General features: G+C 71.6%; 20 protein-coding genes. 8 read left to right on the forward strand and 12 right to left on the reverse strand.

The features are described from left to right. Positions 1-105: 105 nt before the first annotated feature. The gene (locus ACWGDB_RS35800; protein ID WP_453826278.1) at positions 106-861 is read left to right on the forward strand and encodes an SDR family oxidoreductase; all 756 of its coding nucleotides are present in this window, start codon (positions 106-108) and stop codon (positions 859-861) included. Positions 862-1156: 295 nt separating this feature from the next. On the opposite strand, the gene ACWGDB_RS35805 is transcribed toward ACWGDB_RS35800, so the two are convergent. Further along, complete coding sequence (locus ACWGDB_RS35805; RefSeq protein WP_453826279.1) at positions 1157-2359, reverse strand: ROK family transcriptional regulator; 1203 nt, start codon at positions 2357-2359, stop codon at positions 1157-1159. Between the two features lie 131 nt (positions 2360-2490). Here ACWGDB_RS35805 and ACWGDB_RS35810 point away from each other — a divergent pair, with 131 nt between their 5' ends. Together ACWGDB_RS35810 and ACWGDB_RS35815 are read left to right on the forward strand one after the other, a co-directional pair. Continuing rightward, positions 2491-3702: an MFS transporter gene (locus ACWGDB_RS35810; RefSeq protein ID WP_453826280.1), complete on the forward strand. Its 1212-nt coding sequence runs from the start codon at positions 2491-2493 to the stop codon at positions 3700-3702. A gap of 109 nt (positions 3703-3811) precedes the next feature. Continuing rightward, positions 3812-5221, forward strand: a complete 1410-nt coding sequence (locus tag ACWGDB_RS35815) for a uracil-xanthine permease family protein (RefSeq protein ID WP_453826281.1) — start codon at positions 3812-3814, stop codon at positions 5219-5221. Here the strand turns inward: ACWGDB_RS35815 and ACWGDB_RS35820 are convergent. Further along, positions 5203-6342, reverse strand: coding sequence for a glycoside hydrolase family 6 protein (locus ACWGDB_RS35820; RefSeq protein WP_453826314.1), 1140 nt, complete (start codon positions 6340-6342; stop codon positions 5203-5205). The two genes, ACWGDB_RS35815 and ACWGDB_RS35820, sit on opposite strands and share 19 nt — an antisense overlap. Positions 6343-6515: 173 nt before the next feature. Between ACWGDB_RS35820 and ACWGDB_RS35825 the strand changes: the two genes are divergently transcribed. After that, complete coding sequence (locus ACWGDB_RS35825; protein ID WP_453826282.1) at positions 6516-7202, forward strand: DUF5995 family protein; 687 nt, start codon at positions 6516-6518, stop codon at positions 7200-7202. Between the two features lie 79 nt (positions 7203-7281). Continuing rightward, the gene (locus ACWGDB_RS35830; protein WP_453826283.1) at positions 7282-8211 is read left to right on the forward strand and encodes an LLM class F420-dependent oxidoreductase; all 930 of its coding nucleotides are present in this window, start codon (positions 7282-7284) and stop codon (positions 8209-8211) included. Here ACWGDB_RS35830 and ACWGDB_RS35835 read toward each other — a convergent pair. Further along, positions 8208-9908, reverse strand: coding sequence for a flavin monoamine oxidase family protein (locus ACWGDB_RS35835; RefSeq protein WP_453826284.1), 1701 nt, complete (start codon positions 9906-9908; stop codon positions 8208-8210). The genes ACWGDB_RS35830 and ACWGDB_RS35835 overlap by 4 nt on opposite strands. Positions 9909-9957: 49 nt before the next feature. Further along, positions 9958-10746 (reverse strand): carbon-nitrogen hydrolase family protein, encoded by a 789-nt coding sequence (locus ACWGDB_RS35840; RefSeq protein ID WP_453826285.1) that lies wholly within the window; start codon positions 10744-10746, stop codon positions 9958-9960. 316 nt (positions 10747-11062) lie between these two features. Here ACWGDB_RS35840 and ACWGDB_RS35845 point away from each other — a divergent pair, with 316 nt between their 5' ends. After that, entirely contained in the window at positions 11063-11608 is a 546-nt protein-coding gene (locus ACWGDB_RS35845) for a Repetin (protein WP_453826286.1), read from the forward strand. Here ACWGDB_RS35845 and ACWGDB_RS35850 read toward each other — a convergent pair. The 6 genes from ACWGDB_RS35850 to ACWGDB_RS35875 form a co-directional block, all read right to left on the reverse strand. After that, positions 11577-12773 carry an MFS transporter gene (locus ACWGDB_RS35850; protein ID WP_453826287.1) on the reverse strand — a complete coding sequence of 399 codons (1197 nt, stop codon included), beginning with the start codon at positions 12771-12773 and terminating at the stop codon, positions 11577-11579. The genes ACWGDB_RS35845 and ACWGDB_RS35850 overlap by 32 nt on opposite strands. Before the next feature lie 120 nt (positions 12774-12893). Beyond that, positions 12894-14342 carry an HAD-IA family hydrolase gene (locus tag ACWGDB_RS35855; protein WP_453826288.1) on the reverse strand — a complete coding sequence of 483 codons (1449 nt, stop codon included), beginning with the start codon at positions 14340-14342 and terminating at the stop codon, positions 12894-12896. A gap of 44 nt (positions 14343-14386) precedes the next feature. Then, positions 14387-15469, reverse strand: a complete 1083-nt coding sequence (locus tag ACWGDB_RS35860) for an ABC transporter ATP-binding protein (protein ID WP_453826289.1) — start codon at positions 15467-15469, stop codon at positions 14387-14389. Between the two features lie 3 nt (positions 15470-15472). Next, positions 15473-16285 (reverse strand): ABC transporter permease, encoded by an 813-nt coding sequence (locus ACWGDB_RS35865; RefSeq protein WP_453826290.1) that lies wholly within the window; start codon positions 16283-16285, stop codon positions 15473-15475. Next, positions 16273-17172, reverse strand: a complete 900-nt coding sequence (locus ACWGDB_RS35870; RefSeq protein ID WP_453826291.1) for an ABC transporter permease — start codon at positions 17170-17172, stop codon at positions 16273-16275. The genes ACWGDB_RS35865 and ACWGDB_RS35870 overlap by 13 nt, the downstream gene beginning before the upstream one ends. Next, positions 17169-18326 (reverse strand): ABC transporter substrate-binding protein, encoded by a 1158-nt coding sequence (locus ACWGDB_RS35875; RefSeq protein ID WP_453826292.1) that lies wholly within the window; start codon positions 18324-18326, stop codon positions 17169-17171. The genes ACWGDB_RS35870 and ACWGDB_RS35875 overlap by 4 nt, the downstream gene beginning before the upstream one ends. 216 nt (positions 18327-18542) lie before the next feature. Between ACWGDB_RS35875 and ACWGDB_RS35880 the strand changes: the two genes are divergently transcribed. Both ACWGDB_RS35880 and ACWGDB_RS35885 read left to right on the forward strand, forming a co-directional pair. After that, positions 18543-19283 (forward strand): GntR family transcriptional regulator, encoded by a 741-nt coding sequence (locus ACWGDB_RS35880; RefSeq protein ID WP_453826293.1) that lies wholly within the window; start codon positions 18543-18545, stop codon positions 19281-19283. Between the two features lie 75 nt (positions 19284-19358). Further along, entirely contained in the window at positions 19359-19721 is a 363-nt protein-coding gene (locus ACWGDB_RS35885; RefSeq protein ID WP_453826294.1) for a hypothetical protein, read from the forward strand. 50 nt (positions 19722-19771) lie between these two features. Here the strand turns inward: ACWGDB_RS35885 and ACWGDB_RS35890 are convergent, their stop codons facing one another. Then, entirely contained in the window at positions 19772-20224 is a 453-nt protein-coding gene (locus ACWGDB_RS35890) for an Lrp/AsnC family transcriptional regulator (protein WP_048581051.1), read from the reverse strand. A 10-nt stretch (positions 20225-20234) separates the two neighbouring features. Further along, the gene (locus tag ACWGDB_RS35895) at positions 20235-21707 is read right to left on the reverse strand and encodes an amino acid permease (RefSeq protein ID WP_453826295.1); all 1473 of its coding nucleotides are present in this window, start codon (positions 21705-21707) and stop codon (positions 20235-20237) included.

Here is a 21707-nt window from a genome sequence, read left to right on the forward strand (position 1 = left end):
CGCAGAGCGCGGCCGCATGCTGTCACATTCCGGATGGGGTACTCGGTCCCAACTGACGAAGGGCGTTCCACCCGGGGATGCCCGGCGTCCGAAGGGACCAACAGCATGACCACGATCCTGGTGACCGGCGGTACCGGAACACTCGGCCGGCTCGTCAGCGAACGGCTGCGCGCGGACGGGCACGAGGTACGGGTCCTCAGCAGGCGTGCCCAGCCGTACGCCGTCGATCTCCGCAAGGGCGGCCCCGGCCTGGACGTGGCCATGGAGGGCGTGGACACGGTCGTGCACTGCGCGAGCTCGCCGGGGGGCGGCGACGAGAAGGCGGCGGCGCATCTGATCGCGGCGGCGCGCAGGGCCGGGGTGGGGCATCTGGTCTACATCTCGATCGTGGGCGTCGACCGGGTGCCGTACGGCTACTACAGGTCCAAGCTCGCCGTGGAGAAGTTGATCGAGGAGTCGGGGCTCGACTGGACCGTGCTGCGCGCGACCCAGTTCCACGACCTGCTGGTGAGGGTGCTCGGCATGCTGTCCAAGCTGCCCGTCATGCTGCTGCCGGCCCGTGTGAAGGACCAGCCCATCGAGGTGGCGGAGGTCGCGGACCGCCTCGCCGAGCTGGCCGTTGCCGCCCCCGCCGGCCGGGTCGAGGACATGGCGGGCCCCGAGGTGCGGACCTTCGACTCGCTGGCCCGCGCGTATCTGCAGGCGACTGGCCGGAAGCGGGCCGTGGTGAGCTTGCCGCTGCGGGGCAAGGGGTATGAGGGGTTCCGCTCGGGCGGCCATCTGGCGCCCGACCATGCGGTGGGGAAGGGGACGTTCGAGGAGTATCTGGGGCGGCGGTTCGGGAGCGGGCAGGGGTCCTGAGGGCGGCCCTTGGGCCGACGGGCTCCTGACCCGGGCAACTGCCGGGTGGGGGTCGGATGCGGCGGTACGTCGTGACGACGCCGCCGGGGAGGGCCTCGGGCCCGGCGGGAGTGGGCCCGGGGCGGCGGGGGCCTGATGGCCGTTCCGGGGCGGGGCTGGGCCCCCGATCGGGCGGTCCGGAGCTGGGGACGTACGGCCGAGCAGGTCAGCGGTCCGGCGGTGCGAACAGGGTCCTGGGCGGCCTCCCGCGGAGGCCATCGCCGGTCCCGGCACGGGTGCCGTACGGCCGCGCAGATCAGCGGTCCGGCGGTGCGAACAGGTCGTCCTGGGCGGCCTCCCGCGCGGTGAGCAGCGCTCCGCGCAGGACCGCGCCGCCGCCCAGGCTGCTGGGTCGCACCACCGTGGCCAGGGGCGTCATCCTCCGGACCCGCTCCTCCACCCGCCCGGCGAGCAGCTCTCCTCCGGCCTGTCCGACCTCCCCGCCGAGGACCACACAGCCGGGGTCGAGGATCGCGACGACGGAGGCGACACCCAGGGCGAGGCGCTCGGCCAGGGCGTCGAGGAAGCGGTCCGAACGGCCGGCCTCGTGCCCGCCGGCCGGCGCCACCGCTTCCCTCACCACTCCCGCCGCCGCGGGCTCATGCACGGATGCCCCCTCGACGCTCACCCCGTGCTCCCCCGCCAGCTCCACGATCGCCGCCGACCCCGCCAGTGAGTGGAAGCCGCCTTCGCAGTCCACCGCCGACGGTGGCCCCGGCGTCCCCGGTACCGGCAGGAACCCGATCTCGCCGGTGCCGCCGGAGGCGCCGCGGCGCAGCGCACCGTCGAGGACCACGGCCGCGCCGGTGCCGTGACCGAGCCACAGCAGGACGAAGGTGTCCCGGTCCCGGGCCGCTCCGTCGCGCTGTTCCGCGAGGGCGGCGAGGTTGGTCTCGTTCTCGACGCTGATGCGCGCTTCGGGGAGCCGTTCCTGGAGGGCCGCCACCAGGCGGCGGTGCCATGCGGGCAGGCCGGTGGAGTCGCGCAGCTCCCCGGTCGCCGGGTCGATCAGGCCCGGGGCGCCGATCCCCACCGTATGGAGCCGGTCCGCGCCGGCCTCCTTGGCGACCCGCTCCACCAGCGCCACCGCCTGCTCCACCGCGGGCCCGGTCCCCATGTCGCCGCCGATCGGCACCGACGCCTCGGCGAGCACGGCCCCGACCAGGTCGGAGACGACGACGGAGACGCCCTCGGTGCGCACGTCCAGCGCCGCCAGGTGGGCGCGGTCGGCGACGATGCCGTACAGCTTGGCGTTCGGCCCGCGCCGCTGTTCCCCGGCCTCGCCGACCACCGCGATCAGGCCGGCGTCGGTGAGGCGCTCGACGAGGTCGGCGACGGTCGGCCGGGACAGTCCGGTCAGCTGCTTCAACTGCCCTGCCGTCAACGGGCCGTCCTGCTGGAGCAGTCGTAGGGCGAGCCGGTCGTTGATGGCCCGGGCGGTGCTCGGTGATGCGGGCATGCCGGGATCCTTCCAGATCGGCGAGGTGCGGGTGGGCGGCCGTGGCCCGTAAATTCTCTATCTATCAGGCAGGGTTCCTGATAGTTTACGGCGTCGCACGGTACGAAGCGAGCACCGGGAGGGGCCGGACGATGAGCGAAGTGGTCTACGACCTGCGCGAGGTGAGGCGGGCCCGGTATGCCGTGGCGTCCGTCTTCGCCGTGCACGGCGCCGTCACCGGCTCGTTCGCGACGCGCGTGCCATGGATCCAGGACCATGCCGGCGTCGGCGCGGGCCAGTTGGGGCTGGCGCTCGCCTTCCCCGCGCTCGGCGCCTCCGTCGCGATGCCGGTGGCGGGCAGCATCAGCCACCGCTTCGGTGCCCGCAACGCGCTGCGCGGACTGATCGCCCTGTGGACGCTCGCGCTCACCCTGCCCGCCCTCGCCCCCAACCTGCTGACCCTGTGCCTGGCCCTGTTCACCTTCGGCGCCACGGCGGGCATGGCGGACGTGGCGATGAACGCGCTCGGCGTCGAGGTCGAGAACCGCCTCGGGCGGTCGATCATGTCCGGTCTGCACGGCATGTGGAGCGCGGGCGCCCTGATCGGCTCGGCGGCCGGCACGCTCGCGGCCCACCTGGGCTCGGACGCCCGGCTGCACCACGCGCTCGCCGCGGCGACCCTGACCTTCCTCGGGATCCTGGCCTGCCGGTGGGTCCTCGACCTGCAGCCCGCCGAGGACGAGGAACCGCCGCCCCGGTTCGCGCTGCCGCCGCGGTCGGCGCTGCTCATCGGCGCGGTCGGGTTCTGCGCGGTCTTCGCGGAGGGCGCGAGCCTGGACTGGTCGGCGGTCTATCTGCAGGACCATCTGGACACCTCGGCCGGTCTCGCGGCGGCCTGCACGACCGGCTTCACGCTGACCATGGCGCTGGCGCGGCTGGCAGGCGACAAGGTGGTGGACCGCTACGGCGCCGTGCGCACGGTCCGGTCCGGCGGCGTCCTCGCCACGCTCGGCGGCCTGCTCATCGTCGTGTCGGACCGTCCGGCCCTGGCGATGGCCGGGTTCGCGCTGCTGGGTCTGGGCATCGCGGTGGTCGTGCCGCTGTGCTTCGCGGCCGCGGGCCGCAGCGGCAGCAACCCCTCGCTGGCCATCGCGGGCGTCGCGACGATCACGTACACCTCGGGTCTGGTCGCCCCGAGCGCGATCGGCGGGATCGCCCAGGCCACCAGCCTGATGGTGTCCTTCTGCCTGGTCACCGTGCTGTCCTCCGGACTGGTCGTGTTCGCGCGCGTGCTGCGCGCGGGGGACCGCGACCGCCCGAGGATCAGCCGCCCGGACGCGGCGGTTCCCGACCCACGCCCCTGAACTCCCCGTTCGAGAGGAGTCGGCGCTGATCAACCCCGGTCGGCGCCGCCCCGGACGTCCCTGACAATGGTCCGGTCACCCGCACGCACGACGAAAGCGAAACCGCACCATGGATCTCGGCGTCCGCTGGAAACTGCACGGCGACGGACGCACCCCGGCGCCCGGAGCGGTGGTCCGCCCCGACGAACGGCTCTCCTGGCCCCGCACCTTCGGGCTCGGCGCCCAGCATGTGGTGGCCATGTTCGGCGCGTCCTTCGTGGCGCCGGTGCTGATGGGGCTCGACCCCAACCTGGCGATCATGATGTCCGGTATCGCGACGGTCATCTTCCTGCTCGCCACCCGCGGCCGGGTGCCCAGCTACCTCGGGTGTTCCCTCTCCTTCGTCGGCGTCGCGGCGGTCATCCGGGCCGACGGCGGTTCGAGCGCGACCGTCACCGGCGCGGTCCTCGTCGTCGGTGCCGTGCTGTTCCTGATCGGTCTCGCCGTACAGCGCTTCGGTGCGCGGATCATCCACGCCACGATGCCGCCGATCGTCACCGGCGCGGTGGTCATGCTCATCGGCTTCAACCTCGCCCCGGTGACGGCCTCGACGTACTGGCCGCAGGACCAGTGGACGGCGCTGCTGGTAATGCTGTTCACCGGTCTGGCGGTGGTCTGCCTGCGCGGTTTCTGGTCCCGGATCGCGATCTTCCTGGGCCTGGTCTTCGGCTACGGCATCTCCTGGGCCTTCGACCACATCTTCGGCAGGATCCACTCGGCCGACGCGAGCGGCAAGATCACCGACCACTGGCGGCTCGACCTGTCCGGCGTCGCCAAGGCCGACTGGATCGGGCTGCCCGATCTGCACGGCCCGTCCTTCCAGTGGTCGGCGATCCTGGTGGCACTGCCCGTCGTGATCGCCCTGGTCGCCGAGAACGCCGGGCACGTCAAGGCGGTCGGCGAGATGACCGGCGACAACCTGGACGACAAGCTGGGCACCGCGATCTCCGCGGACGGCGCCGCCTCGGTGCTCTCCACCGCGGTGGGCGGCCCGCCCAACACCACGTACTCCGAGAACATCGGCGTGATGGCCGCGACCCGCGTCTATTCGACCGCCGCCTACTGGGCCGCCGCCGGCTTCGCGCTGCTCTTCGGAGTCTGCCCCAAGTTCGGCGCGGTGGTCGCCGCGATCCCCGGCGGCGTCCTCGGCGGCATCACCGTCATCCTGTACGGCATGATCGGCCTGCTCGGCGCGCAGATCTGGATCAACGCCGAGGTGGATCTGCGCAATCCGCTGAACCTGGTGCCGGCCGCCGCGGGCATCATCATCGGCGTCGGCAACGTGACCCTGGAGTTCACCGACACCTTCCAGCTCAGCGGCATCGCGCTGGGCACGCTGGTGGTCATCACCGGCTACCACGCGCTGCGGGCGTTCGCCCCCGCCCACCTCAAGACACAGCACCCGCTGCTCGACGAGGGCACGTCCTCCTACGACGAGGACAGCGACACCGGCGAGGGGTCTCAGCGCGCCAAGTCATAGGCGTACGACGCCGTGAAGGTCCCCGGCCTGCCCTTGCAGCCGTCCGACTCCCCCGGCAGCTTCACCCACAGATAGGCGTCGATCCGCGCCTCGCCGGTGCTGAGCGTCGGCGCCCGGCCCAGCCTGCGGCCGGCGGGATCGCACCACTCCCCGTCGGCCGGAGCGCCGGCGCCGTTGCGGCTGGTGTCGATGACGGCACCGAGGCTCGCGGGGCCGTCGAGGGCGTCGAGGACCTGTCGGTCGTAAGCGATCTCGTCGGTCGTGGCGTGGAAGTTGGAGACGTTGCTGAAGATCCCGTCGGAGGACGCGGCCGAGGCGGCGCCCGCCTGTTTCAGCCACCCGGCCTGCTTGCCGGGCGCGTTCCAGCCGGAGTGCCCGGCGTCGTAGTAGACGCGCGCCCTGGGGTTCGCCGCCTTGAAGGTGCGGCCCGCGCGGGCCAACGAGGCGAAGCGGTCGGCGCGTTCGCCGGCGGAGAGGCACTCGGACTGGGCGACGGAGTCGGGCTCCAGGATGACGATGACGTCGCCGGAGCCCAAGCCCGCGGCGAACCTGTCGATCCAGGCGTCGTAGGCGTCGAGGCCGGGCGCCCCGCCCTCGGAGTACCCGCCGCAGTCACGGCCTGGGATGGCGTACGGCACGACCACCGGCACCCGCCCCAGCGCGGACCCGCCGGAAGTGACCGCGCGGACCCGGGCGGTGATGGTGTCGGGCGTGAAGTCGGCGAACCACACCGCGGCCGGCTGGGCGGCGATCCGGGATGCGATGACGGCGTGGCGCGGGTCGCCGGCGTTGTCGCGGACCCAGTCGAGGACCTGGGAGTCGGGGTGGCGGTAGAGGCGGGCGGACACCACGGCGGGCTGCTGCTTCCTCTCGGTCGTGGTCGGCGAGGGCGCGGGGCTCCGGGGGGCGGGCTTCTTCTTCGGCGTCGGTGAAGCCGACGTCGGCGAAGGGGACTTCGTGACCGACGGGGAGGGCGAGGGCACGAGCGGCAGGGGCTCAAGGCTCGGCGAGCGGGTCACCTCGGATGGCCCGGCCTGGTCGGTACGGCCTCTGTCGTCGAGCGCGGACATCATGCCGGTCACCGTGCCGACGGCGACCACGACCGAGGCCGCCACGACCATGGCATGGCGCCGGACCGCCCTCCTGCGCTCGGACCTGCGTGCGGCCAGTCGCTGGGCACGTAAGCCTGACACGGTCCTGCTCCCCCTCCGCCACAGCGAGCGCGTTCCCCCGTTCTGGGGAAGCGCCGGGCCCGCCGACACTGTCGTCAGCCTAAAGCTGGGACTCTGCCCCCATGGCGCAATGCGAACAATTCACCACGCCCGTGGACGCGGTCATCTCCCGTATGCGCGCCCTGGAAGCGGCCCTGCCCGAACGAGACGGAGTCGCGATCTTCAACCGCGTCTACCTCGCCGTCACGGAGACCGTCGACCGGCACATCGACGGCGGTCGGTTCACCGACGCGCGGGCCGCGATCACGCTGGACGTGCGGTTCGCGGAGCGGTATCTCGCGGCGGTGGACAGGGCCGAGCAGGAGGGGCGCCCGCCCGCGTGCTGGCGGCCGCTGTTCCAGATGCGCAGGCATCCCGGCGTACGACCGCTGCAGTTCGCGCTCGCGGGCATCAATGCGCACATCGGCCACGATCTGGCGCTCGCCGTGGTGGACACCTGTCGTAGCCTCGGCTGCGAACCCGCCGAGCTGGAGGACGAGTTCGACCGGGTGGGTGATCTCCTCGTCTCGCTGGAGGAGCGCATCCGCGAAGAGCTGATGCCGGGTCCCGACCTGCTCCAGATCGCCGACCCGCTCACCCATCTGCTCGGCTCCTGGAGCCTGGAGCGGGCCCGGGACGCCACCTGGTCGGCGGCGCGGGCGCTGTGGGCACTGCGCCGGCTGCCGGACCTCGCCGGGGAGTTCACCGAGCGGCTGGACGCGGCGGTGGGGTTCGCGGGACGCATGCTTCTCACGCCACTGCCGGACTGACCGGTCCTCGAGTGGCAGTTCCCCGGGCTCGCAGTACGTTGGCCGGTGGGGGCCGCCGATCGTGAAGGAGTATCCCGTCATGGCCATCCGTCTCGGACTCGGTCTTCCCCAGCTCCGGCAGTACGACCTCGCCAAGGACGTGACGGACGTGGCGCGCGCGGCCGAGCAGATCGGCTACGACAGCCTGTGGGTCTACGAGCGGCTGCTGGTCCCCGAGTCCCCGACCCAGGGCCTGTACGGCGTCCCGGGGCTGCCCTGGCCGGACTACTACCGCGGGATGGCCCATCCGCTGGTCACGCTCACGCTGGCCGCGGCGGTCACCGAACGGGTCCGGTTGGGCACGGGCATCGTGGTCGCGCCGCTGCACGGACCGTTCCAGCTGGCCAAGGCCCTGGCCACGCTGGACGCGGCGAGCGGTGGCCGCGTGGTCGCCGGTCTGGGCACGGGCTGGTCGACCGACGAGTTCGCCGCGGCGTCGGTGCGGCCGATCGAGGAGCGCGGCCGGGTGATGGACGAGGTGATCGACGTCTGCCGGGCGGTGTGGGGCCCGGACCCGGTGTCGTACGAGGGCCGGATCACGAAGATCGACGCGGCCGTGGTGGGCCCCAAGCCCGTGCGGCCGATCCCGATCCTTGTGGCCGCGGGAGGCGGGAAGGCCCTGACACGGGTGGTGGACCACGGCGACGGCTGGATCCCGGTCGCCATGGACGTGCAGGGGTACGCCGCAGCGTGGCAGCAGATCCAGGACATCGCCGCCGAACGCGGCCGCACGCTGCCGATCGAGCGCGTGCCACGGGTGAACGCCGCGTACTCGGCCAAGGCCTACGACGGCGCCGACCGCCAGCCCTTCCAGGGCAGCGCCGACCAGATCGTGACGGACCTCGCGGAGTACGCCGAGGTCGGCGTGGACGAGGTCCTCCTCGACCTGCAGACCACTCCGCGCGACGCCCAGGAACTCAAGGACGTCGCCGCGGAGGTGTTCGACAAGGCGCGGGCCGCCGGGATCTAGTCCTCCGGCAGCTCGACCGGCGCGATCTCGTCGTAGACGTCGCCCGGCCCGGGGTTGGAGCCGTCGGTCGCCCCGCCGAAGTGCTGCATGACACCCCAGACCGCGTTCAGCGCGGTCTGGACCGCGCCCTCGGCCCAGCCGGCCGTCCAGGAGATGTCGTCGCCGGCGAGGAAGATGCCCCGCTTGTCCTCGGGCAGCCGGTCCTGCATGAAGTGCGTGAACAGGCGGCGCTGGTAGCGGTAGTGGCCCGGCAGGTTGGCCTTGAACGCGCCCATGAAGTAAGGCTCGTTCTCCCAGGAGACGGTCACCGGGTTGCCGATGATGTGCTTCCGGATGTCGACCTTCGGGTAGATCTCGCCGAGCGACTTCAGCATGACCTCCATCCGCTCGCTCGCGGACAGCGGCAGCCACTTCAGGCTGTCGTCGCACCAGGTGTAGGAGAGGCAGATGACGGCGGGCTTGTCCGGACCGTCGTCGAGCAGGTAGGTCCCGCGCGTCATCCGGTCGGTGAGCGTCATCGACATGACGTCCCGGCCCGTCTCCTCGTCCTTGTCGAGCCAGAACGGCCGGTCCACGGGCACGAAGAGCTTCGAGGACTCCATGTAGTGGGTGCGCTCGATCGCGGTCCAGTGGTCGATCGGGAAGAGCGAGTCGTCGCAGTCGATCTTCGACAGCAGCATCCAGGACTGCGCGGTGAAGATCGCCGCCTGATACGTACGGATGTCGCCGTTCGCGTCCGTCACGGTGATCCGGTTGCCGGCGGTGCGGTGCAGCCGGGTCACGGCCGGGCGGGGCGTGGCGTTGTCGTGGAGCGTGGCGAGCGCGGTCCCGTAGGGCCAGTGGACGATCTTCTCCGGCTCGCGCTCCCACATGCGCAGCGGCAGCTGCTGGGAGCCGCCGACGATGCCGCGGTGGTGGTCGTCGGCCTCGGTGTAGACGACCCGCAGGATCTCCAGGATGGAGTTCGGGAAGTCGGTGTCCCAGCCGCCGGTGCCGAAGCCGACCTGGCCGAAGATCTCGCGGTGCCGGAAGGACTTGAAGGCCTCCGAGTCGCAGAGGAAGCCGTAGAACGTCTGATTGTCGAACTTCTCGACGAGCTGCGCCCAGATCTCGCGGATGCGCGGCACGTCCCGCTCCCGCATCGCGCGGTTCATGTCGGTGAAGTCGGCGCCCCCTTCGAGGCATTTGTTCCAGGCCGTGGCGACGTCCCGGTAGACCTGCGGGAGGTCCTCGACCGTCTCGGCGTAGTGCGACTCGCCCTTGAGGTCGACAACGGTCGACGGGGTGGCCTCGGCGAGCGGGTTCGGGAAGGGGGTGGTCTTCAGGCCCACGAGGTCGATGTAGTGCTGGAGCGCCGTGGAGGACGGCGGGAAGCGCATCGCGCCCATCTCCGCCGTGAGCCCCTCGGTGCCGGCCCCGTCGAAGCCGACGGTGCGCAGCCGGCCGCCGATCTCGTCGGCCTCGTACACGACGGGCTTGAGGCCCATCTTCATCAGCTCGTACGCGGCCACGATGCCGGACAGGCCGCCGCCGATGACGGCGACCTCGGTGCCGTGCTCGGTCGCGGGTATCTGGCCGAGCCCCGCCGGGTGGGCGAGGAAGTCGTCGTAGGCGTACGGGAAGTCCGGGCCGAACATGGTGATCGGCGGCTGCTGCTCGTCGGCGTGCTGGACGGCGTTGGGCACCGTGGACGTCATGGGGTACGGACTCCTTGCGACTGCGACTGCGAGGGGAAGCGGGGGAGGTTCAGACGAGCGACCCGTAGAGGCCGGGGCGGCGGTCGGTCAGATACGGGTTCGCCTCGCGCGAGGCGGCGAGGAAGGCGGGGTCGACGTCGGCGAGGACGAGTTCCGCGCCGCGGCCGGCGCGGGTACGGGCGACCCCGTCGGGGCCGGCGAGGGTGGAGAGGCCGACGAACTCGAACTCCCCTTCCCGGCCGACCCGGTTGACGTACGCGACGTACATCTGGTTCTCGAAGGCGCGCACCGGGATCATCGATTCGGCGACGAACTGGAACGGGTGCATCTGCGCGGTCGGCACGACCAGCAGGTCGGTGCCGGCGAGGGCGTGCGCGCGGACGTTCTCCGGGAACTCGACGTCGTAGCAGATCAGGATGCCGACGCGGAGGCCGTCGATCTCGGCCTGGACGACCTGCCGGTCGCCCGGCGTGAAGTGGTCGCGCTCGAAGCAGCCGAAGAGGTGGGTCTTGCGGTAGCCGGCGAGCCGGGTGCCGTCGGCGGAGATCAGCTGGGCGGAGTTGAAGACGGCGTCGCCGTCCCGCTCGGGGTAGCCGTAGGCGATCGCCAGGCCGTGCTGTGTCGCGATCTCGGCGATCGCGTCCGCGCAGTCGCCGTCGTCGGGCTCGGCGAGGCGGGCGATGTCGTCGCCGATCGCGTACCCGGTGAGGAACATCTCCGGCGTGACCAGCAGCCCGGCGCCCGCGGCGGCGGCGCGGCCCGCGGCCTCGTCGAGGACCTTGAGGTTCTCGACGGTCGAGCCGGGGCGGCCGGAGCTCTGGAGCAGGGCGGTGCGCATGCGTGGTCCTCACCGGGCGGAAGGGGGTTGGGGGCCATGTAGGGCCACGTAGACGGTACGGGCGGCCGACCAGGGCGGACAAGAAGGAGCCGTTGCGCGCCGGTGAGCGGTTTGTTGCGTGCTCCAGCGGGTCGGCGGAGATTCGTTGCGCGACCCCGGTCGTAGTCCCGGTCCTCCTGGCAGCGCAGGTCCCGTCGGTCTTCCCCGCCGGGCGGCGGAGACGAGGTGCCGTCCCGGGCGCGATGTGGCGCGGGCGCGGCGCCGGGAAAGTGGAGACCGTCCACTCGACCTGGCTTGACCTGCGGAAAGGACCACGATGAACCGCCGTACGAAGATCGTTGTGCTCGGCTGCGCACTCCTGCTCAGCGCCGGAGCGGCCTCGGCCGCCACCGCCACCGCCTCCGACGACGCGCCGCGGCAGCGCGAGGCCGCCGCGCTCACCGGCACGGCCAAGCTGTACCGCTCGGCCGGGGACGACATCACCTTCACCTTCGACGCGCATCTGGCGGCGAAGGACAACGCCGACCCGACGAAGGCCACCGGCACCTTCGAGTTCAGCCACTACCTGAACGGCGAGGGCGCCAAGGCGAAGGCGAAGGTCGACTGTCTGCTGACCGGCGGGAAGGTGGCCGTCGTCTCCGGGGTCATCACCTCCTCCGATCTGCCGGGCGCCGAGGGCAAGCGGGTCGGCGTCACCGTCCACGACGTCGGCCGCCACGACCGGCTCGGCTACAGCTGGGCCTCCACGGGCAACCCCGTCGAGACGAAGGAGCTGCCCAAGTGCGTGAGCTCCGCCCCCTTCGAGAAGGTCAAGAAGGGGACGGGCGACTTCACGGTCGTGCCGTGGAAGCCCGACTTCTAGCCAGCGCCAGCGCCGTCACCAGGTAGGGAACCGCGAGCACCGCGAAGACCGTGCTGTGCGCGGCGCCCGCGCCGAGCAGCGCGTACACGCCGAACGTGGCGACCGTGGCGAGCTCCGTGCCCAGGCTCGCCACGGAGGTGAGGGTGGCCCGTCGGGACTCGTCGATACGGTGCTGGAGGCGGACGTCGGCGAGCACCTCCGCCAGCTGGAACCCGGCAAAGGCGAGGCTCACCAGCGCGATACCGGCCAGAGAGCGGGCCCCGGCGCCGGCGGCCAGGGCGAGTGCCGCGCCCGCGAGCAGCGCCGCGAGCCCCCTCGTGCCGAGACGTTCGGCGGGTCCGGCCAGGAGGCTGCCGACGGTGACGCCCGCCCAGATCAGCATGATCAGGTAGGGGACGGTCGCCTCGGCGAAGCCGATCTCCCGCACCAGCAGCGGGGTGTACTCGTCGAGGGCGCCCCATACCGCGGCCACGGCCGGGAGCAGCAGCAGGGCACCCCGCACCGAACGGTCCCTGCGGACCTGGGCGAGTCCGGTCCGCAGGGTCGTCGCCCAGCTGGCGCCCCCGGTCTCCGATCGCACCCGGTGCTCCGGGAACCGGGTCGCGGTGAGGGCGGTCAGCACACAGGCCAGGAAGCTCGCGGCGCCGACGGCCGGGTAGCCGCCCTGGGCGAAGACGGGCCCCGCGAGGCCGGTGGAGGCGACGGTGCCCAGCAGTCGCGCTGCCCGCGACCTGCCCATGACCCGGGCGTACCGGTCGGCGGCGCCGACGTGGTCCAGCTCGTCGTACACCAGCGCCTCCAGCGCACCGGAGCCGAGCGCTCCGCCCGCGCCCCACAGGACGAAGCCGACCGCGAAGGCCCAGTACGACGGGACGGCCACCCACAGTCCGAATCCGACGGCCGTGAGCAGCGGGCCGATCCACAGCAGCCGGCGCCGCGAGACGGCGTCGGCCCAGGCGCCGGAGGGGACCTCCAGCACCACGCCGGTGATCGACCACAGGGCGAACAGGGAGGAGATCTGCCAGAGCGACATGCCGGTGTCGGCGAACAGCAGCGCGTACACCGGGTAGAGCAGGACGAAGTCGTCCAGGAACGAGTAGCCGTACAGCGTGGTCGTGAGCCGCCGGACACCGGCGGCGGGCACACGCGCAGGTGAGAGTGTCATGAGGCCTTCCCGCAGGGACAGTTCGGACGCCGGAGGTACGGCGGCCGAGGTGGCCCTCGGGAGGCACGGCTGGTGGATCAATGTCGCCAGGTCATGACACCGATGGTAGGCGGTGCGGGCTCACTCGCGCAGGGAGAAGGTGGTGACCACGGCCGCGTGGTCGGAGGGCCACTCGTTGTGCTCGACGTCCGGCCAGGGGCGCGGGTGGCCGCTGACGTAGGTCCGGGAGTCGAGCACGCGCAGCCCCCGGTGCAGCACGAAGTCGATCCGGTCCTGTGGCTCCGGGCGTCCACTGCCGTCCTCGTGCAGGGCGTGGATCGGCGACCAGGTGTGCCCGGGGTGGGCGATCGGGTCGGGATGCGCCTCGCGGTAGGAGTCCCGCAGCCCCGCCTCCTCGGCCGCCTTCGTCACCGGCCATTCCACGTCGGGCCGGTCCAGGTGGGAAGGGCTGTTGAAGTCGCCGACGAGGACGACGGGCCCGGCGGGGTCGGCCGTCTCCTCGATCCGGTGCAGGGTGTCCCGCATCTGCGCGAGCCGCACCTGCTCGTGGGCGATCAACTCGGCCGCGTCCAGCCCGTCGAAGGCGGACTCGTACGGCCCGTACGGCGTGTAGTCCAGGTGGGCCGTCCAGACGTCGACCTCCTCGCCTCCCACGCGGACACGAACCCCGGCGGCCCCGTAGAACCCCGGGTCGGGGTCGCCGAGGGGGGCCGTGACGGGGTACCGGCTGATGATCCCGAGGTTCTCCCCGGCGCGGTGGTGGCACCAGCCGAGTGCCTCGGCGAGTTCTTCGGCGGCGGTGCCGTACGTCTCCTGGAGCCCGACCACGTCCACGTCGGTCTCGGCGATGACCTTCAGCTGCTTGGCCCGGTGGTCATGGACCTTGCTGCCGCCGTACCAGAGGTTCCAGCTCATGACGCGGAGCCGGTGCGGCAGCAGGTCGCGCAGCCGCTGGGGGGTGACGCCCGTCAGGCCGTCCAGGACGGTCCGGCCGGGCCCCGCGTCGATCGGGGCGAGCGAGGGCACCGCGAGCACCGTGCAGCCCGCGGCCTCGGCGGAGGCGACGCCCGTCTCCGTGTCCTCGACGGCCACGCAGGCCGCCGGGTCGACGTCGAGGAGGCGGCAGGCGGCGAGGTAGGGGTCGGGGGCCGGCTTGGTGCGGTCGGTGTCGTCAGCGGTGACGGAGACGGCGAAGCGGTCGGCGCCGAGTGCTTCGAGGACGGTGTCGGCGACAGCTCTCGGGGACGCGGTCACCAGAGCCGTCAGTACGCCCTCGTGGGCGAGCGCGTCGAGCAGGTCGAGCGCGCCCGGGCGGGGCACGATGCCGGCGCGGACGCGATCCGCGAACTCCCGGTGCAGCACCTCGGCGAGCGTGTCCGCCGGGGTGCCGGTGACACCGGACAGCCAGTCGGCGGTGTGTTCGACGGCCCGCCCGAGCACCTGAGGCTCGTCCGCCTCGGTCAGGGCCCGGCCGGCCACCTGCTCCACCGCCTCCCACCACAGCCGCTCGGTGTCGACGAGCGTGCCGTCCATGTCGAACAAGGCGGCCTGGAGCGGGAGTCGGGTCACGGTTGTCTCTTTCATGCGGGGGGGATCAACAGGTAGTACGGGAGTCAGCGGTTACGTTCGGCCACCAGCACCGGTCGCTCCGGCAGCGACACACCGACCGCGGCACCGGCGCCGAGGGCGGCCGTCTCATGCGCGGGCAGGTCGGCCTTGACTTCGGTGCCGTTGGCGAGCCGTACGGTCAGCCGGGTGGTGGCGCCGAGGAACGCGGTGGCGACCACGCGCGCGTCGGCCGTGTCGTCGGCGCGCACCGTGACCGCTTCGGGCCGTACCAGCACGTCGACGTCGGACACCGGGGGCACGTCGCCGTCGACGGGCAGCCGCCGGCCCAGGACCTCGACACCGTCCTCGACGAGCCGGCCCGGAATGCGGCTCATCGTGCCGACGAACTCGGCGACGAAGGCGGTGGCGGGGCGGCCGTACAACTCGGCCGGGGCGGCGCACTGTTCGAGGCGTCCGGAGCGCATGACCGCGACCCGGTCGGCCATGGACAGGGCCTCCTCCTGGTCGTGGGTGACGAACAGCGTGGTGATGCCCAGCTCCCGCTGGAGCCGTCGGATCTCCTCGCGCAGCGTCAGCCGCACCTTGGCGTCGAGCGCCGACAACGGCTCGTCCAGCAGCAGGACGCGCGGGCGCAGGGCGAGGGCCCGCGCCAGGGCGATGCGCTGCTGCTGGCCGCCGGAGAGCTGGTGCGGGTACCGCTCGCCCTTGTCGGCGAGGCCGACCAGCTCCAGCAACTCGGTGGCCCGGGCACGCCGTTCGGCGGTGCGCACCTTGCGCATGCGCAGCCCGAAGGCCACGTTGTCGAGGGCGCTCAGATGCGGGAAGAGGCTGTACGACTGGAAGACCATCCCGGCGTCCCGGCGATGCGCGGGGATACCGGTGACGTCGTCACCGTCCACCAGCACCTCGCCGGAGTCGGGATGCTCGAATCCGGCGAGCATGCGCAGCGCGGTGGTCTTGCCGCAGCCGGACGGGCCGAGCAGGGCGAGGAGTTCACCCGGCCGGACGGTCAGGTCGAGCCCGTCGAGGGCCACGGTGGTGCCGAACTCCCGGCGCAGTCCCCGGAATTCGACGGTGGCGGCCTGCACCGCTGCCCTTTCAGGCGCTGTCTTGTCAAGCACGGTCATGGTTCATCCCCGGGAGGTAGTACGGGTACGGCCGCCGAAGCCGGCGAGCACGAGGAGCAGCACCCAGGTCACGAGCAGGCTGAGCACGGACACGGCGACGGACAGCTGGGCCTGCGAGCCGCTGACGTTCACGATCCACACGGCGAAGGGCTGGAAGCCGAGCAGCTGGGCCACGGTGAACTCGCCGAGGACCAGGGCGAGGGTGAGGAAGGAGGCGTTGAGCAGGGCGCCGCGCAGGTTGGGCAGGACGGCCTGCACCAGCGCCTGCGGCCGGCTCGCCCCGCAGCTGCGGGCGGCCTCCACGAGGGTGGGCACGTCGATGGCGCGCAGCCCGGCGTCCAGGGCGCGGTACACGAACGGCAGCGCCATCACGACGTAGGCGAGGACGAGCACGAACGGGAAGTCGGGGTTCTGGATCGCGACGAACGTCTGGAACAGCGGGGTCCGCGACAGGTGCTCGGGCCCCCACTTCAGCACCGTCCCGATCCCGGCGACGAACGCGATCGGGGGCACGACCAGCGGCAGGGAGCACACGATCTCGACGACCGGCCGCAGCCGGGGCGCGCCGAGCCGCAGCGCGACCATCGCGGGCACCATCAGCAGCAGGACGACGGCGATGGTGGCGAGGGACAGCTCCATGGAGAGCAGCAGACTGGAGGTGAAGCCGTCGGTGGAGAAGATCTGGGTGTAGGCGTCGAAGGTGAGGCCCTGTCCGGGCACGTCGACCGTGAAGACCACCGACGCGGCGAGCGGCACCAGGAAGTACAGTCCGGCGAGGCCGAGCACGCCCCACCGCCACAGGTTCAGGCGAGCCATCGCGCGCTCCGTCGTTGCAGGGGCAGATACACCGCCATGACCAGGCCGGCGACCAGGACCATGTCGAGGCTGAGGGCGAGCGCCACGTTCTCCTGGCCGACCAGGACGTTGCCGGAGAGGGCGTCGGCGATCTGGAGGGTGACCAGCGGGACGGAACTGCCCACCATCGCGGCGGCGGTGGCGTACGCGGCGAAGGCGCTGCCGAAGAGCAGGACGAACCCGCCGAGGAGCGTGGGCAGCAGCACGGGCAGGGCCACGTGCCGCCAGTACTGCACGGCGGTGGCGCCGTTGCTCTGCGCGGCCTCGCGCCACTGGGAGCGCAGGCCGTCCAGGGCCGGGGTGATGGTGAGGACCATCAGCGGGATCAGGAAGTACAGGTAGACGAGGACCAGGCCCCAGAAGCTGTAGAGGTCCCAGCCCTTGTCCGTGAGGCCCAGGTGGCGGGTCAGCACACCGGCGTTGCCGAGCGTGGCGACGAAGGCGAACGCCAGTGGGACGCCGCCGAAGTTGGCGAGCACCCCGGACGCGGTGAGCACGGCCTCACGCAGGGCACGGAAGCGGGAGGTCACCACGGCCTGGGCGAGCGGCAGCCCGAGCAGGGCGCCGAGCGCGGCGGAGACGGCGGACAGCTTGACGCTGCCGAGCAGGGCCGTGAGGTAGGCGCCCTGGAGCGAGTTCGTCAGGTTGTCGGCGCTGTACGAAGTCGCGCCCGTGGCCGGGTCCTTGACAGTGAAGGCGCCGTTCAGCATGGCCAGGGCGGGCAGCCCGAAGGCGAGCGCGGTGAAGACGAGCAACGGGACTACGGCGAGCGAGCCGCCGAGGGCACGGCGCCGCCGCGTGCGCGCAGCGGCGGGCGCCGTGTCGACCCCGGTGAGGGTGGCCGTCATCCGGAGACGGCCTTCGCCCAGCCCTGGCCGAGGACCGTCTTGGCCTTGTTCTGCTGGGCCTCGGTCGGGAAGGAGGGCGTGCCGGAGACCTCGGGCAGCTTGGCCGCGGCCGTCTTGTCGAGGGTGCCGGCCTTCTCCATGGCGGTCATCAGGGCCGGTCGGGCGTAGCCCTTCAGCCACAGGTTCTGGCCCTCGGCGCTGTAGAGGTACTCCTGCCACAGGCGGGCGGTCGCGGGGTGCGGGGCGTCCTTGTTGATCGCCTGGGAGTAGTACTGCGAGAACTGGCCGTCGCTCGGCACCGACACCTGCCAGTCGACGCCCTTGGACTCGAACTCCTCGGCGTAGCCGGCGTTGAGGTAGTCCCAGTCGATGCTGATGGGCGTCTCGCCCTTCTCGACGGTGGCCGGGGTCGACTCGACGGGCGTGTAGTTGCCGTTCTTCTTCAGCTTGGCGAAGAAGTCCAGGCCGGGCTGGATGTCGTCGAAGGAGCCGCCGTTCGCGAGCGCCGCCGCGTACACGCCGCCGAAGGCCGAGCCGGACTTGGTGGGATTGCCGTTGAGGGCGACCTGGCCCTTGTACTGCGGCTTCAGCAGGTCGGCGAAGGTCTTCGGGCACTCCTTGACGCGCTTCGCGTCGCAGCCGATGGAGATGTAGCCGCCGTAGTCGTTGAACCAGCGGGCCTGCGCGTCCTTCTGGCCCTCGGGGATGTCGGCGAAGGCCTCCACCTTGTACGGCGCGAGCAGCCCCTGCTGGGCGGCGCTGATCGCGAAGGAGCTGCCGAGGTCGAGCACGTCGGGGGCGCGGTCCTGCCCCTTGCGGGACGTCACGGCGTTGATCTCGTCCTGGCTGGAGCCGTCGGGGTTCTCCACCTCGACCTTGATGCCGTACTTCTTCTGGAAGCCGTCGATGAGGGCGCCGTAGTTGGCCCAGTCGCGGGGCAGCGCGATGGCATGCAGCGTGCCCTCCTTCTTGGCCGCCTCGACCAGCTTGTCGATGCCGCCGAACTCCTCGGCGGAGGTGGCGGTGGCGGCGCTCCTGCCGTCGGTGGAGGTGGACGCGTTGTCGGGAGCGGCGCCGCAGGCGCTGAGGGCGAGCGCGGCGGCGACGGCGAGGGCGCCGCTGCGGGCAGCCGTTCTCGGCAGGGAAACGGACACGGTTTCTCCAGGGGACGCGCGAGGGTGGAGGAGGCCCCACGGGGCCAACTTGTCTGAACAAGTTGGCCTCAGTACGCCCGGTCCCGATGTCCCGAGAGTGAACGCCGGTGAAACCCTGACCCCATGCTTCGTGCACAGTCCCGGCCGGCACGGAGCACCGCCGGATCTCGTTTACGCTGGTCACTCTGTGCACAGCAACCGACTCAGAGGGGAAGCATGACGGCGCGACACGAGGAGATCGCCGACGAGCTGCGCCGCGCGATCGACCACGAGGAGTACACGGTCGGCAGCCTGCTGCCCGCCGAGACGGACCTCGCGTCCCGGTACGGCGTCTCCCGCGGCACGATCCGGCAGGCCGTCGCCGCGCTGACCGCCGAGGGGCTCATCGGCTCACGCCAGGGCGCCCGTCGCGTGGTCCTGGCCAGCCGCCGCAGCCAGAGCTTCGCCGAACTGCGCAGCTTCGCCCAGTGGGCGCATGCGATGGGCCGGGAGGCGACCGGCCACGTGGTCGTCCAGGAGTACCGCCCGGCGACGAAGGAGGACGCCGTGCGCCTTCAACTGCCCTCCGGCACCCCGGTGTTGCACGTCCTGCGGGTGCGCGGCCTGGACGGCGAACCGGTCCTGCTGGAGCGCACGGTCTACGCCGACTGGATCTCCCCGGCCGTCGAGGCCATAGAGCCCGACTGCCCCTCAGTCACGCAACGCCTGTACGACGACACGGGGTTGGTCTTCGCCTACGGGGAGCACGTCATCGACGCGGTGTCAGCCGGCGCCCAGGATGCCGAGTTGCTGGGCATCCGCCGCACGAGCCCCCTGCTCCGGGTGCGCCGCGTGACGACGACCCGCGAGGGCCGCCCGGTCGAATGGTCGGACGACCGCTACCGCTCGGACGCGGTGAGCTTCAGCGTGCACAACTCGATCGACAACAACGCGCTGGCGAGGAAGACGGCCGACTGACACTCCGCCGTGCGGCTATGCAGGTCCGCCTGACGAAGGAGGCCACAGCGTCGGCAAGCGGGCGAGACTGCCCGTATGGACGCGACCGACATTCCCGCCCTGCCGTTCGTCGACGAGCACACGACGATGGTCGAGGCGGACACGGCAGCAGTTTGGCGAGAGCTGGGCGCCTTGATGAACGGCAAGCGCGGCTTCCGGGTGGCCATCGCCGTCCCCGGCCACGAACTGGCCCTGGTCGGCCGCCATGCCTTCTCGTCGTACGCCCTGATCTTCCACTTGGACAAGACGGACCAGGGCCATACGCGTCTACGGGCCGAGACGCGGGCGAGCTTCCCGGGCACGGCGGGTGACGCCTACCGACGCCTCGTCATCGGCACCGGCGCCCATGCACTGGCCGTACGGCGCATGCTGAGTAAGGTCCGCACAAACGCCGCTTGAGGGGCGCGGGGAACTGCGCGACAAGCCCCCACAGTCCCGCAGCCGACGAACTACGTGGGCGACCCGGAAGAAAACCGCCGCAACAAAGGCGACAGCACAAGAACGGACTTCGTCCGCTCCACGAACGGTTCCCCGGCAATGCGCTCAAGCACCCGCTCGAAGTGCCGCATGTCCGAGGCGAACACCTGCACCACGGCGTCGGCGTCCCCGGTGACCGTGGACGCCGCCACGACCTCCTGGTACCGCTCCAGCCCTCGCCGGATGGTGTCCGGCGAGGTGTTGTGCCGGCAGTAGATCTCGACGAACCCCTCGGTCTCCCAGCCGAGGGCCGACGGATCCACCCGTACGGTGAATCCGGTGATCGCTCCGGTGGCGCGCAGCCGGTCCACGCGCCGCTTCACGGCGGGCGCGGACAGGCCGACCAGTTGCCCGATGTCCGCGTAGGAGCGGCGGGCGTCCTCGGCGAGGGCGTGCACGATGCGTTCGTCGAGATCGTTCAGCACTGCGGGTCGTTCACTTCACTTCTGGTGTCGCAAGACGGGAACGGCGATAGCCGTACACGAAGTAGAACACGAGACCCGCCGCCATCCAGAACCCGAAGACCACCCAGGTCACGGTGTCCAGGCTGAACATGTTGTATGCGCAGAACAGGAAGCCCAGCACCGGCAGCACCGGCCCGAACGGCACCCTGAACGTGCGCTCGAGCTCCGGGCGCCGGTAGCGCAGGACGATCACCGCGATGTTGACCAGGGCGAAGGCGAACAGCGTGCCGATGCTGGTGGCGTCGACGAGCTTGCCCAGCGGGATGAGGGCGGCGAGCGCACCGCAGAAGAGGGACACGATGACCGTGTTGACGCGGGGGGCGCCGGTCTTCTTGTGGACCTTGCCGAACGCCTTCGGCACCAGGCCGTCACGGGACATCGCGAACAGGACACGGGTCTGGCCGTAGAGCACGGTGAGCACGACGCTCGCGATGGAGATGACCGCGCCGAGCGCGAGCAGGGTGCCCCAGAAGGACTGGCCGCTGACGTCGTTCATGATCGCGGCGAGGGAGGCGCTGGAGCCCTCGAACTTGGTCCAGTGCCAGGCACCGACGGCGACACCCGCGACGAGCACGTACAGCGCGGTCACGATGATCAGCGACAGCATGATGGCCCGCGGCAGGTCCCGCTTGGGATCCTTGGCCTCCTCACCGGCGGTGGAGGCGGCGTCGAAACCGATGTACGAGAAGAAGAGCGTCGCACCCGCGGCGCTCACGCCGGCCATGCCGAGCGGCATGAAGTCCTCGTAGTTGCCCGACTTGAAGCCCATGAAGCCGACCGTGCAGAACAGCACCAGCGCGGCGATCTTGACGGCGACCATGATCGTGTTGGCGCGGGCGGACTCGCGGACGCCGCCGAGCAGGAACACCATCGCCAGCATGACGACGATCAGCGCCGGCAGGTTGATGATCCCGCCCTCACCGGGCGCCGAGGACAGCACCGACGGGATGGTGACGCCTATGGTCCCGTCGAGCAGCTCGTTGAGGTACTCGCCCCAGCCGACGGCGACGGCGGCCACCGACACGCCGTACTCCAGCACCAGACACCAGCCGCAGACCCAGGCGACCAGCTCACCCATCGTTGCGTACGCATACGAGTACGAGGAGCCCGCGACCGGGATGCTGCCCGCCAGCTCGGCGTACGACAGGGCCGAGAACAACGCCGTGAGACCGGCGATCACGAAGGCCAGGGTGACCGCGGGACCGGCCTCCGGGACGGCGTCACCGAGGACGACGAAGATGCCGGTGCCGAGAGTGGCACCGATGCTGATCATGGTCAGCTGCCACATGCCGAGAGAGCGCCGCAGGGATCCTCCCTCACCCTGGCCACCCTCCGCGACCAGGTGTTCCACGGGCTTGCGACGCATCAGGCGCGCGCCGACGCCGAGGGACGCGGGGGCGGCGGTCTGGTTTGGGTTCTGCGGGGGTGCGCCTTGGTCGAGCAC

Source organism: Streptomyces sp. NPDC055013, assembly GCF_053608645.1.

Bases quoted from the DNA above. Each gene is read 5' to 3' on its own strand.
- ACWGDB_RS35860 (WP_453826289.1), bottom strand. From the start codon at position 15,469: ATGACCGTGCTTGACAAGACAGCGCCTGAAAGGGCAGCGGTGCAGGCC.
- ACWGDB_RS35880 (WP_453826293.1), top strand. From the start codon at position 18,543: ATGACGGCGCGACACGAGGAGATCGCCGACGAGCTGCGCCGCGCGATC.
- ACWGDB_RS35820 (WP_453826314.1), bottom strand. From the start codon at position 6,342: ATGGTCGTGGCGGCCTCGGTCGTGGTCGCCGTCGGCACGGTGACCGGC.
- ACWGDB_RS35825 (WP_453826282.1), top strand. From the start codon at position 6,516: ATGGCGCAATGCGAACAATTCACCACGCCCGTGGACGCGGTCATCTCC.
- ACWGDB_RS35800 (WP_453826278.1), top strand. From the start codon at position 106: ATGACCACGATCCTGGTGACCGGCGGTACCGGAACACTCGGCCGGCTC.
- ACWGDB_RS35835 (WP_453826284.1), bottom strand. From the start codon at position 9,908: ATGACGTCCACGGTGCCCAACGCCGTCCAGCACGCCGACGAGCAGCAG.
- ACWGDB_RS35870 (WP_453826291.1), bottom strand. From the start codon at position 17,172: ATGACGGCCACCCTCACCGGGGTCGACACGGCGCCCGCCGCTGCGCGC.
- ACWGDB_RS35885 (WP_453826294.1), top strand. From the start codon at position 19,359: ATGGACGCGACCGACATTCCCGCCCTGCCGTTCGTCGACGAGCACACG.
- ACWGDB_RS35805 (WP_453826279.1), bottom strand. From the start codon at position 2,359: ATGCCCGCATCACCGAGCACCGCCCGGGCCATCAACGACCGGCTCGCC.
- ACWGDB_RS35810 (WP_453826280.1), top strand. From the start codon at position 2,491: ATGAGCGAAGTGGTCTACGACCTGCGCGAGGTGAGGCGGGCCCGGTAT.
- ACWGDB_RS35830 (WP_453826283.1), top strand. From the start codon at position 7,282: ATGGCCATCCGTCTCGGACTCGGTCTTCCCCAGCTCCGGCAGTACGAC.
- ACWGDB_RS35845 (WP_453826286.1), top strand. From the start codon at position 11,063: ATGAACCGCCGTACGAAGATCGTTGTGCTCGGCTGCGCACTCCTGCTC.
- ACWGDB_RS35850 (WP_453826287.1), bottom strand. From the start codon at position 12,773: ATGACACTCTCACCTGCGCGTGTGCCCGCCGCCGGTGTCCGGCGGCTC.
- ACWGDB_RS35815 (WP_453826281.1), top strand. From the start codon at position 3,812: ATGGATCTCGGCGTCCGCTGGAAACTGCACGGCGACGGACGCACCCCG.
- ACWGDB_RS35865 (WP_453826290.1), bottom strand. From the start codon at position 16,285: ATGGCTCGCCTGAACCTGTGGCGGTGGGGCGTGCTCGGCCTCGCCGGA.
- ACWGDB_RS35840 (WP_453826285.1), bottom strand. From the start codon at position 10,746: ATGCGCACCGCCCTGCTCCAGAGCTCCGGCCGCCCCGGCTCGACCGTC.